The sequence below is a fragment of the Paucibacter soli genome, from assembly GCF_037482845.1.
Classification (GTDB): Bacteria; Pseudomonadota; Gammaproteobacteria; order Burkholderiales; family Burkholderiaceae_C; genus Paucibacter_B; species Paucibacter_B soli.
Map to the genome: position 1 here is coordinate 172,510 of NZ_JBBHJW010000001.1, position 12,363 is coordinate 184,872.

7 protein-coding genes are annotated in these 12,363 nt (G+C 64.4%); all 7 read right to left on the bottom strand.

Annotation, left to right across the window (positions count from 1 at the left end):
• Window positions 1-19: 19 nt before the first annotated feature.
• The gene (locus tag WG898_RS00845) at window positions 20-1,486 is read right to left on the bottom strand and encodes a glutamate synthase subunit beta (RefSeq protein WP_339600886.1); all 1,467 of its coding nucleotides are present in this window, start codon (window positions 1,484-1,486) and stop codon (window positions 20-22) included.
• 21 nt (window positions 1,487-1,507) lie between these two features.
• Window positions 1,508-6,277 carry a glutamate synthase-related protein gene (locus WG898_RS00850; RefSeq protein WP_339600887.1) on the bottom strand — a complete coding sequence of 1,590 codons (4,770 nt, stop codon included), beginning with the start codon at window positions 6,275-6,277 and terminating at the stop codon, window positions 1,508-1,510.
• Between the two features lie 139 nt (window positions 6,278-6,416).
• Entirely contained in the window at window positions 6,417-7,112 is a 696-nt protein-coding gene (locus WG898_RS00855; RefSeq protein ID WP_339600888.1) for a transposase, read from the bottom strand.
• Between the two features lie 44 nt (window positions 7,113-7,156).
• A complete protein-coding gene (locus WG898_RS00860) occupies window positions 7,157-8,287 on the bottom strand; it encodes a deoxyguanosinetriphosphate triphosphohydrolase (RefSeq protein WP_444718893.1) in 1,131 nt (376 codons plus the stop codon).
• A gap of 18 nt (window positions 8,288-8,305) precedes the next feature.
• On the bottom strand, window positions 8,306-9,406 hold the full coding sequence (gene aroB, locus WG898_RS00865; RefSeq protein ID WP_339600889.1) for a 3-dehydroquinate synthase: 1,101 nt from the start codon (window positions 9,404-9,406) through the stop codon (window positions 8,306-8,308).
• 39 nt (window positions 9,407-9,445) lie between these two features.
• Window positions 9,446-10,006: a shikimate kinase gene (locus WG898_RS00870; RefSeq protein WP_339600890.1), complete on the bottom strand. Its 561-nt coding sequence runs from the start codon at window positions 10,004-10,006 to the stop codon at window positions 9,446-9,448.
• 22 nt (window positions 10,007-10,028) lie between these two features.
• Entirely contained in the window at window positions 10,029-12,362 is a 2,334-nt protein-coding gene (locus WG898_RS00875; RefSeq protein ID WP_339600891.1) for an Ig-like domain-containing protein, read from the bottom strand.
• Window position 12,363 lies beyond the last annotated feature (1 nt).

Consider the following 12,363-nt stretch of genomic DNA (forward strand, 5'->3'; position numbering starts at 1 on the left):
TGGTGCTTGCCCCTAGTGCTCAGCGCGGCAAGTCGCTGGCACCCATCAGGAACTCATCCACCGCGCGCGCCGCCTGGCGGCCTTCGCGGATCGCCCAGACCACCAGCGATTGGCCGCGGCGCATGTCACCGGCGGCGAACACCTTGGGCACATTGGTCTGGTAGCCACCGGCGAAGTCGACCGTTGCCTTGGCATTGCCGCGCGCATCCTTGCCCACACCGAAGCCGTCCAATACCGTCGCCACCGGGGCCACAAAGCCCATCGCCAGCAGCACGAGGTCGGCCTTCAGAACCTGTTCGGAGCCGGGCACTTCGATCATCTTGCTGCCCTGCCATTCGACCCGCACCGTCTTCACGCCGGTGACCTTGCCCTTCTCGCCAAGGAACTCCTTGGTGGCGATGGCGAATTCGCGCTCGCAACCCTCCTCATGGCTGCTGGAGGTGCGCAGCTTGATCGGCCAGTAGGGCCAGGTCAGCGGCCGGTCCTCGACCTCGGGTGGCTGCGGCAGCAGCTCAAACTGGGTCACGCTCTTGGCGCCATGGCGGTTGCTGGTGCCGACGCAATCGCTGCCGGTGTCGCCGCCGCCGATCACGATCACATGCTTGCCATCGGCGCGCAGCTGACCTTTGAGCTTGTCGCCCGCGTTGATCTTGTTCTGCTGCGGCAGGAACTCCATCGCGAAATGGATGCCGGACAGATCGCGGCCGGGCACTGGCAGGTCGCGCGACTGCTCGGCACCGCCGCTCAGCAGCACGGCGTCGAATTGGGTCTTGAGCTCTTCGGGCGAAATGCTTTGCTTGGCCCAGTTGGTGACCTTGCTGTCCTCGGGCAACTGGCCGACCAGCACGCCGGTGCGAAACTCCACGCCCTCGGCCTGCATCTGCTCGACGCGGCGGTCGATGTGCGACTTCTCCATCTTGAAGTCGGGGATGCCGTAGCGCAGCAGTCCGCCCACGCGATCGTTTTTCTCGAACACGGTGACGCTGTGGCCGGCGCGTGCCAGCTGCTGCGCCGCCGCCAGGCCGGCCGGGCCAGCGCCTACCACCGCCACGGTCTTGCCGGTCTTGCGCCTGGGCAGCTGGGGCTTGACCCAGCCCTCGGCCCAGGCGCGGTCGATGATGGCGTGCTCGATGGACTTGATGCCCACCGCGTCGTCATTCACGTTCAAGGTGCAGGCAGCCTCACAGGGCGCGGGGCAGATGCGGCCCGTGAACTCGGGAAAGTTGTTGGTCGAATGCAGCACGGCCACCGCATTCTTCCAGTCGCCTCGGTAAACCAGGTCGTTGAAGTCCGGAATGATGTTGTTGACCGGGCAGCCGTTGTTGCAGAAGGGCGTGCCGCAATCCATGCAGCGTGCGCTCTGTATCTTGGCCTGGTCGGCATTCAGGCCGATGACAAATTCCTTGTAGTTCTTCAGACGCGTGGCGACGGGCTCGTAGCCCTCTTCCAGGCGCTCGTACTCCATGAAACCGGTGACTTTTCCCATGATGATGATTCCTGAGTTCTCTTAGGCCTTGACGGGGCTGGCAGCGGGTGCGGTGGCCTTGGCCTGAGCGATGGTGTCGGCGGCTTCCTTGGCGGCGTGCTGCTCGCCCAGCGCGCGCCGGTACTCATGCGGGAAGACCTTGACGAACTTGCTGCGCGAATCGGCCCAGTGGTCGAGGATGTCGCGGGCGCGCTGGCTGCCGGTCCAGCGGTGGTGGTCCTCGATCAGCTTCTTCAGGATGGCCTCATCAGTCTGCGCCTCTGCGCCGGCCAGCTGGTGCCACAGCGCCGGATCCACGCTGCGCTCCTGCTCATCGGATGGCAGCAGCTTGTCCAGCGCCACCATGCTGGTGTTGCAGCGCTTGGCAAACTGGCCGTCCTCGTCGTACACGTAGGCGATGCCACCGCTCATGCCGGCGGCGAAGTTGCGGCCGGTCTTGCCCAGCACCACCACGGTGCCACCGGTCATGTATTCGCAACCGTGGTCACCGGTGCCCTCCACAACCGCCGAGGCGCCCGACAGGCGCACCGCAAAGCGCTCGCCCGCCACGCCGCGGAAGAAGGCCTCGCCGCGCGTCGCGCCGTAGAGCACGGTGTTGCCGACAATGATGTTCTTGGTGGCGTCGCCACGGAAGTCGATCGAGGGACGCACCACCACGCGGCCGCCGGAGAGGCCCTTGCCGGTGTAGTCGTTGGCATCGCCGATCAAGTAAAGCGTGATGCCCTGAGCCAAGAAGGCGCCGAAGCTCTGCCCGCCGGTGCCCTCCATCTGGATGAACACGCTTTGGTCGGGCAGGCCCTCGGGCAGGCGGCGGATCAGCTCGCCCGACAGCATGGCGCCCACCGTGCGGCGCACATTGCTGACCTGCTGCATGAACTGCACCTTCTCGCCACGCTCGAAGGCGGGCAGGCATTTCTCGATCAGCTTGACGTCCAGCGCGCGGTCCAGGCCATGGTCCTGCACATCCACATGGGTGCGCGCCACCTCGGCCGGCACCGCCGGGCGATGGAACACGCGGCTGAAGTCCAGGCCCTTGGCCTTCCAATGGCTGATGCCCTTCTTGGTATCCAGCAGATCGCTGCGGCCCACCAGCTCCTCGAACTTGCGCATGCCCAGCTGAGCCATGATCTGGCGCGCTTCCTCGGCAACGAAGAAGAAGTAGTTCACCACATGCTCGGGCTTGCCGGAGAACTTGGCACGGAGAAGCGGGTCTTGCGTGGCCACCCCCACCGGGCAGGTGTTGAGATGGCACTTGCGCATCATGATGCAGCCCTCCACCACCAGCGGCGCGGTGGCGAAGCCGAATTCATCGGCACCGAGCAAGGCGCCGATCACGACGTCGCGGCCGGTCTTCATCTGGCCGTCGGCCTGCACGCGCACGCGGCCGCGCAGGCGGTTCAGCACCAAGGTCTGCTGGGCCTCAGCCAGGCCGAGCTCCCAGGGCGTACCGGCGTGCTTGATGGAGGACCAGGGCGAGGCGCCCGTGCCGCCATCGTGGCCGGCGATCACCAGATGGTCGGCCTTGGCCTTGGCCACGCCGGCGGCGATGGTGCCCACGCCCACTTCGGAGACCAGCTTGACCGACACATCGGCGCGCGGATTGACGTTCTTCAGGTCGTGGATCAGCTGTGCCAGATCCTCGATCGAATAGATGTCGTGGTGCGGCGGCGGCGAGATCAGGCCCACACCCGGCACCGAGTAGCGCAGGAAGCCGATGTAGTCGGACACCTTGCCGCCCGGCAGCTGGCCGCCCTCGCCAGGCTTGGCGCCCTGCGCCATCTTGATCTGGATCTGATCGGCCGACACCAGGTACTCGGTGGTCACGCCAAAGCGGCCCGAGGCCACCTGCTTGATCTTGGAGCGCAGCGAGTCGCCTTGCTTCAACTCGTAGTCGACCGCAATCACCTTGGAACCGACCACATCGCTGATCTTGGTGCCGGCGTTGATGGGGATACCCTTGAGCTCATTGCGATAACGCGCCGGGTCCTCGCCACCTTCGCCGGTGTTGCTCTTGCCGCCGATGCGGTTCATCGCCACGGCCAGCGTGGCATGAGCCTCGGTGCTGATCGAGCCCAGCGACATCGCGCCGGTGGCGAAGCGCTTGACGATCTCGGCCGCCGGCTCCACCTCTTCGAGCGGAATCGCCTTGCTGGGGTCGATCTTGAACTCGAACAGGCCGCGCAGCGTCATATGGCGCTTGCTCTGGTCGTTCACCAGCTGGGCGTATTCCTTGTAGGTCTCGAACTTGCCCGAGCGCGTGCTGTGCTGCAGCTTGGCGATCACGTCCGGCGTCCACATATGCTCTTCGCCGCGCGCGCGCCAGGCATACTCGCCACCGGCTTCCAGCATATTCTCCAGCACCGGGTCATCCCCAAAGGCGGCGCGATGCAGGCGGATGGCTTCCTCCGCCACCTCGAACACGCCGATGCCGCCCACCTGGGTAGGCGTGCCGCGGAAGTACTTCTCGACGAAGTCCGCCTTCAGGCCAATGGCCTCGAAGATCTGCGCGCCGCAGTAGGACATATAGGTCGAGATGCCCATCTTGGACATGATCTTGGAGAGACCCTTGCCCAGCGCCTTGATGTAGTTGTAGATGGCCTTCTCGGCCGAGAGATTGCCCGGCAGCTCGGCATGCATGGCCACCAGGGTTTCCAGCGCCAGATAGGGGTGCACGGCCTCGGCGCCAAAGCCCGCCAGCACCGCAAAGTGATGCACCTCGCGGGCACTTGCCGTCTCAACCACCAGGCCGGCGGTGGTACGCAGGCCCTCGCGCACCAGATGGTGGTGCACGGCGGAGAGCGCCAAGAGCGCGGGAATGGCCACGCGTGACGCGCTCAGGTGCCGGTCGGTGATGATGAGGATGTTGTGGCCGCTCTTGATGGCATCCACGGTTTCCGCGCACAGCGAGGCCAGTTGCGCTTCCACGCCCTCGTGGCCCCAGGCCAGCGGGTAGGTGATGTCCAGCTCATAGGGCTTGAACTTGCCATTGGTACGCGCTTCGATGCCGCGCAGCCGCGCCATGTCCTTGAAGTCCAGGACGGGCTGCGAGACCTCCAGGCGCATCGGCGGGTTCACCGCGTTGATGTCCAGCAGATTGGGCTTGGGGCCCACAAAGCTGTTCAACGACATCACGATGTTTTCGCGGATAGGGTCGATCGGCGGATTCGTCACCTGGGCGAACAACTGCTTGAAGTAGTTGTAGAGCGGCTTGTCCTTGCTGGAGAGCACGGCCAGGGGCGAGTCATTGCCCATCGAGCCGGTGCCCTCTTCGCCATTCGTGGCCATCGGCGCCATCAGGAACTTGATGTCCTCCTGGGTGTAGCCAAAGGCCTGCTGGCGGTCCAGCAGCGAGGTCTCGAAGCTGGCCGGCTTGAGCTCGTCCACCTCGATGTCGTCGAGGCGAACGCGCACGTTCTCGATCCACTGGCGATAGGGGCGCGCATTGGCGAACTGGTTTTTCAGTTCCTCGTCGTCGACGATGCGGCCCTGCTCCAGATCGATCAGGAACATCTTGCCGGGCTGCAGGCGCCACTTCTTGACGATCTTGCTTTCGGGAATGGGCAGCACGCCGGATTCGGAGGCCAGCACCACCAGGTCGTCGTCGGTGACCACATAGCGCGCGGGCCGCAAGCCATTTCTGTCCAGCGCGGCGCACACCTGGCGGCCATCGGTGAACACCATGGCGGCCGGGCCGTCCCAGGGTTCCATCATGGCGGCGTGGTACTCGTAGAAGGCGCGGCGGCGCTCGTCCATCAGCTCATGCTGCTCCCAGGCTTCCGGGATCATCATCATGGCGGCATGGGCCAGCGGGTAGCCCGACATGGTCAGCAGCTCGATGGCGTTGTCGAAGGTGGCGGTGTCGCTCTGATGCTCGAAGCTGATCGGATAGAGCTTCTTCAGGTCCTCGCCCAGCACCGGCGACTTCATCACGCCCTCGCGGGCGCGCATCCAGTTGAAGTTGCCCTTGACGGTGTTGATCTCGCCGTTGTGCGCCACCATGCGGTAGGGGTGGGCCAGCGGCCATTCGGGGAAGGTGTTGGTGGAGAAGCGCTGGTGCACCAGGGCGATCGCCGACACCGTGCGCGGGTCGCTCAGGTCCTTGTAATACTTGCCCACCTGGTCGGCCAGCAGCAGGCCCTTGTAGATCACGGTGCGGCAGCTCATGCTGGGCACGTAGTACTCGCGGCTGTGCGTCAGCTTCAGCGCCTGGATGGCGCTGGAGGCGGTCTTGCGGATGACGTAGAGCTTACGTTCCAGCGCATCGGGCACGATGATGTCCGGACCCCTGCCGATGAAGACCTGGCGGATGATGGGCTCCTTCTCGCGCACCGTCGGCGACATCGGCAGTTCGGCATCCACCGGCACATCGCGCCAGCCCAGCAAGACCTGACCCTCGGCCTTGATGGCGCGCGCCAGCTCCTGCTCGCAGGCCAGGCGCGAGGCATGTTCCTTGGGCAGGAAGATCATGCCCACGCCATATTCCCCGGGCGGAGGCAGGTTGACGCCCTGATTGGCCATTTCCTCGCGGTAGAACTCATGCGGAATCTGGATCAGGATGCCTGCCCCATCGCCCATCAGTTTGTCGGCGCCCACGGCGCCGCGGTGATCCAGGTTCTCCAGAATCTTCAGGCCCTGCTGCACGATCATGTGCGCCTTCTGGCCCTTGATATGGGCCACGAAGCCAAGGCCGCAGGCGTCTTTCTCGTTGGCAGGGCGATACAGCCCCTGCTCGGCCAGGGCCTGGATTTCCTGCGCGCCTGCGCTCAGTTGCTCACCGTTTACTGCTGCCATGGCTGGCCTCCACATCTGACAAATCGGGAATGGCCGCAAGATTAATGCGCTGCAGCAAAATCAACAAGCCTGATTAAACGGGGTCAGAGTGTGTTTATAAGAGCAGGAATTTATGGTGCACAATTAATTAGGGACATAGTCATGTCACCTTGAGCTTTGCCGGCCGGCCGCGTGGTCTAGGCACCACCGGCCGTTGCGTCTGCTCGCTCAGTTTCTGGAGGAACTCGGCGGAACCCAGCGGCCAGCCCTTCAACGCCGAGTCCACCAATTGCCGTCGCTCTGCCTCACTGTCGCCCTCCTCCAGCAAGCTCCGATAGAGCATGTCGCGCTCAAATGGTGTGTTGCCCAGCGCCCAGAACTGGGCATGGTCGGTCACCAGCGGATCACGCCTCATGCCAAGGTGGTGCTGACAACTGGACCAGGGGTAGTCTTGGGGGTTCAGCGCCAGTCCAGCACGCACCGGATTGAGTTCGATGCTGCGCATTGCCCGCAACAGGTAGGCGGCGGGCTCCAGCACCGCCGCGCGGTAGCGCCCCTCCCAGAGCGTGCCGATGCGGCCATGCTTCCGATTGAACCAGGCCACATAGCGCCGCCCCAGTGACTGCATCATGCGGCCCATGCCCTCTGCAGTGCTGGGGGTCAGCAGCAGATGCACATGGTTGTCCATCAGGGCGTAGGCATGGATGGCCACCTTCTGGGTGGCGGCACATTCGTGCAGGGCTGCCAGGTATTGCCGGCGATCTTCGTCGTCCAGCACGATGGCCTGGCGGTTGTTGCCGCGCTGGATCAGGTGGTAGGTATGGCCGGCGAGCGGCAGTCGAGCAAGTCTTGCCATGGGTTCAGCATTGAGTCTGACCCCATTATCCGACGAGATGAGAATCAGCCGAACAAGCGCTGGCCGGTCAGGCGTTCGTGCTCGCGGACGGCGAAGCGGTCGGTCATGCCGGCGATGTAGTCGGCGCAGGCCCGGGCATGGTCCTCACTGTCGGCGAAGTCGGCCGGCAACTGCGCCGCATTGGCGAAGTAGGTCTGAAACAGGTCCCGCAGCACCTGTTCCGCCCGGCCACGCGTCGCCTGCACCTGCTCATGGCGATAGAGATTGGCGAATAGAAAGCGCTTGAGCTCGCTGCTGGCCACCCTCATCCCGGCGCTGAATCGCACCATGGGTGCGGCTTCGCGCACCGCGGCGATGTCTTCCGGATCCAGCTCGGCCAGGCTCTGCCGGGTCGCACGGATGATGTCGTAGACTTGCTCCGACAACATGCGACGTATGGTTTCGGCCAGCAGGCGCTTGCCGTTCAGGTCCGGATGGTCATGCAGGCTGCTGCGCAAATGCTCGGCCACCAAGGGCACCTGCTCCAACTGTTCCAGGCTCACCAGACCCGAGCGCACGCCATCGTCCACATCGTGCGCGTTGTAGGCCACCTCATCGGCCAGATTGCAGAGCTGTGCCTCCAAGCTGGGCTGGCCGCCGCGCAGAAAGCGCGCCGCCACACCGTCGGGCTCCTGCGCCTCCAGCAGACTGGCGTTGCGCCTGGAGCAATGCTTGAGGATGCCTTCGCGGCTTTCGAACGTCAGATTCAGCCCGTCAAAGCTGGGGTAGCGCTGCTCCAGCCTGTCCACCACGCGCAGCGACTGCAGGTTGTGCTCGAAGCCGCCATGCGAGCGCATGCAGTCGTCCAGCACATCCTGGCCCGCGTGGCCGAAGGGCGTGTGGCCGAGGTCGTGCGCCAGCGCGATGGTTTCGATCAGATCCTCGTCCAGTTGGAGGCTGCGGCCGATTGATCGCCCCAGCTGCGCCACCTCCAGCGAATGCGTCAGGCGCGTCCGGAACAGATCGCCCTCGTGATTCAGGAACACCTGGGTCTTGTAGACCAGGCGCCGGAATGCGGTGCTGTGGACGATGCGGTCGCGGTCGCGCTGGAACTCGCTTCGCGTCGGCGCCGGAGGCTCTGGAAAACGGCGGCCGCGGCTGCGCGCCGGGTCAGCAGCATAGCGGGCGCGCATCATGGCCGGTTGCGCCTGCCGCTATGCGCAATGCGCTTGCAGCACGGCATCCACCAGCGCCTCGTCGGCACCATGCATGCCGGCCTTGCCCAGCGCTTCGATCAGCACGAAGCGGATCTCGCCGCCCTCGGCCTTTTTGTCGACGCGCATCAGTTCGAGATAGCGCTGCAGCCCGAGCTTGGGGGCGGTCACGGGCAGGCCCGCGCGCTCAATCACGCGCCGCATGCGATCAAGGAACCCGGCCGGCATCAGCCCCTTGCGCACCGAAAGGTCACTGGCCAGCACCATGCCGCAACCCACCGCCTCGCCGTGCAGCCAGTTACCATAGCCCAGCCCGGTCTCGATGGCGTGGCCGAAGGTATGGCCGAAATTGAGGATGGCGCGCAAGCCCTGCTCGCGTTCGTCCTGCCCGACCACCCAGGCCTTGATCTCGCAGCTGCGCCTAACGGCGTGGGCCAGCGCACGCTTGTCACGCGCGCGCAGCGCGTCGATATGGGTCTCGATCCAGGCCAGGAAGTTCGCATCGGCGATGGGGCCGTACTTGATGACCTCGGCCAGTCCGGCCGAGAGCTCACGGTCCGGCAAGGTATCGAGCGTGTCCAGATCGGCGATCACCCGCTCGGGCTGGTAGAAGGCGCCCAGCATGTTCTTGCCCAAGGGGTGATTGATGGCGGTCTTGCCACCCACGGAGGAGTCGACCTGCGAAAGCAGCGTGGTCGGCACCTGCACGAAGGGCACGCCGCGCATATAGACCGCAGCGGCAAAACCGGTCATGTCACCAATCACGCCGCCACCCAGGGCCACCAGCAAGGTCTTGCGATCGGAGGCCGTGCGCAGCAGCGTGTCGAAGATCAGGTTGAGCGAGTCCCAATCCTTGTACTGCTCGCCATCGCGCAGCAGCACGGCATCGACGCGGGCATAGTGCCCCTGCAATTGCTGGCGGCAGCGCTCGAGATAGAGCGGTGCGACCGTCTCGTTGCTCACGATCAGGGCGGCCGAGGCCTTGGGCAAACCCTGCCAGGCGAGCGGATCGCTGAGTTGGCCGGAGCCGATGCGAATGTCGTAGCTGCGTTCAGCGAGGGCGATGCGGACGGTCTGCAGGGAGGAATCGGTCGTGCTCATGCGCTGAAGTGTACGGGCCGCAGCCGTGGCGCCAGGCCCTCAGCTGCGCTCGGCGCCCACCGTGGCCGCCACACGCTCGGGGCTGACCACGCCGGCAAGTTCGAGCTGCATCAGGATCATATTGGCCAGCGCATGCACCGAGGGGCGGCCCGTCTCCATCACATAGTGAGCCACACGGCGGTAAAGCGGGTCGCGCAGATGGTACAGCTCGCGCAGCTTCTGCAACGGGTCGCGTACCTGCAGCAGTGGCCGCTGCGTGTCGTGACGCAGCCGCCTAAACAACTCCTCCGGCGACGAGCGCAGATAGATCACGGTGGCGCACCGCTGCAGCGCAGCGCGGTTCTCGTCCCGGAGCACCGCGCCACCGCCCGTCGCCAGAACCAGCTCGGTACTGCCGGTGAGCAACTCGGCAATCACGCGCACCTCGATGTCGCGAAAGCTGGCTTCGCCTTCGCGCTCAAAAAAGGCTTTGATCGGCATGCCGATCTGCCGCTCAATCTCGGCATCCGAATCGACGAACGGGACACGCAACTGCCGCGCCAGTTGCTTGCCCACGGTGGACTTGCCACCGCCGGGCATGCCGACCAGCGCGAGCTTCATCGGGTCAATTGCAGCACCAGCATTAGTTGGGGTTGCTGCAGACATTGGCCTGCCCGTAGGGGCTGAACGCGAACGGTGGTTCGCCCTCGGACTTCACGACCGTGATTGGAACCCCGAGCCAGCGCTTCGTACCTATGCCTCCGCTGCGACCAAACCATGCGGGAGGACTGACCACACCCGACGCAGCGACCCGTATCGTGAACTCGACCCAGCTACCGACGTTTTGCGGATACTCGATACGCAGTGTCGCGAGACCGTTTACATCGGTCTTGGTCGAGCCAACCATATAGACCGAAACGTCCGACTTGCGCGGGTCGAGCTGACCGTTGCCATTGAAGTCTTCCCCGGTCTCGATCGTGCCGTTGCGATAACCATTGGCGTCGCTGTCCTCGTTGGCGCATTCCGGTGTGTTCTGGGTCTGCACCCACACCTTCGCAACTGCATCCCAGGTCCAGAAGCCCTTGCGGTACTGCAACAGGTCGATGACGGGGTTGACCTGCACGTCCGACTTTGGATTGCCAGCAGAGTCGACCACCAGCACGGTGAAGTCCTGGAAATAGGTCAGCTTAGTGGAGCCCTCACCGATCAGATTGTTCGTGCCGATGCTGATGGATACCGGCGGCTCCACCACAGTGATCGACACCTGCCGCAGACGGCTGGCAGGGCAGAGGCTGATTTGCTCTATCGTGTCATCCTTAGCAAAGCAGGCATACACCTTGATCTGCTCGGTGGAACTGGCGCGCTGCCCGGCAATAAAGCTGGCCACGGCCGCCCCATTGACATCGGAATACACCACCTGATCCTTGCCAGAGCTGATGTCGCCATCGGTCGAGGACGCGTTCGCGCCAAAGCCGATGCGGGCACGCACATTGGGTATGGGCTGGTTCTTGTCGCCCAGGAAGAGCAGGCGCAATTCCGAGCGGTTGTCCGACTTCCCGACCTGATTCACCTTCACAACATTGGGCGAGGCGGTGAAAGTGGCCGAGAGAATATTGGTGGCCGCCGGAACCACGGGTACGTTGGCATTGATCTGCACCGTGCTGAGCACGGTTGCGCCGCCGGCCAGCGCGTTGATGGCCGTCGGGCCGTTGCCCGCAGCCACGTAGCTGTAGGTGAATTTGCCAGCAGCGTCCGTCGTGCCCCTGCCGGTCGCCGCTCCTGGGCCGCTGATGTCCACCGTCACGCCAGGCATGGCATTCGAGTTCACGTCGGTCAGCGTGTACTCCACCTTGCCCGCCGCTCCAGCATTGAGCGTTGCGGGCGCAAGCGAAGCCTGCAGCTTGGCTCCCACAACATTGAAGGCCGCAGAACGCGTGATCGTCTTGCTCTTCGCGGTGACCGTGACAAGGCGGTTCGAGCGGTCAGCGCCGATATCGACTGTGGCGACGGCCTTGCCCGCGGCATCGGTAATCTTGTTGCCGGTGGTCAGGACGGCGTTGCTATCCACCGCGAACACGACCTCGATGCCGGGAATCGCATTGCGATTTGCGTCGACTGCAGTGACCGTCACTGCGACCGACTCACTGCCGGAATTTCCCACGCTGTTCTTACTAAGAATCAGATTCATGTCGCTTGCGACCGGGTCTGCGCCAATCGGCGTGTCGACCACGTCGAAGGAAACCGTGCGCGAGACGGTACCGCTGGTTGCGGTTACGGAAATGCTGCGATTGGTATGGTTGTTGGCCAAGGAGACCTTGGCCGTCAGCTGGCCGCTGGTCGGATCCGTGGTCTTGGAACTGGCCGTCACAAAGGCATCGCCCACATCGGTGATGCGCAGATCAACTGCAGAACCACCGATGGCGCTGCGCGATGCATCTAGAGACGTCACCGTCAACGACAACTGCTCTTTGCCGCTGTTGGCAAGCGTGGTTTTCTCCAACACGATGGCCAGGTCGGCCACCTTGCTGCCCGTCACGCTGTCCACCACGTCAAAGCTGATCTTCTTGCTCAGACTGCCGCTCCTGGCGGTAACCGTCACCGTGCGGCTGGTGCGATCGGTCAGAGACACCTTGGCCAGCAACTTGCCTGACGCCGAGTCGGTGGACTTGGACGCAGCGGTAACGATGGCGCCGCCATCAACCTCCAGAGTCACCGGCACGGCGACGCCGGTCAAGGCCGCGTTACCGGTGGTGAGTGCCGTCACCGTCAGGGTCACCTCTTCGGCGCCCGAGTTCGACACGCTGGCCTTGTCGGCCACTATCGCCAGATCCACCAAGTTGGTGGATGCCGGTGGCCCGCCGAAGACGGAGTCACCGGCGTTGCCGCCGCCACCGCCACACGCCACCAACAAGCACGCCAAACCAAGGCCAAGCAAGACACCAAGCCTGCCGCCAGCCGGCCAAATCTTTCCGCTCATC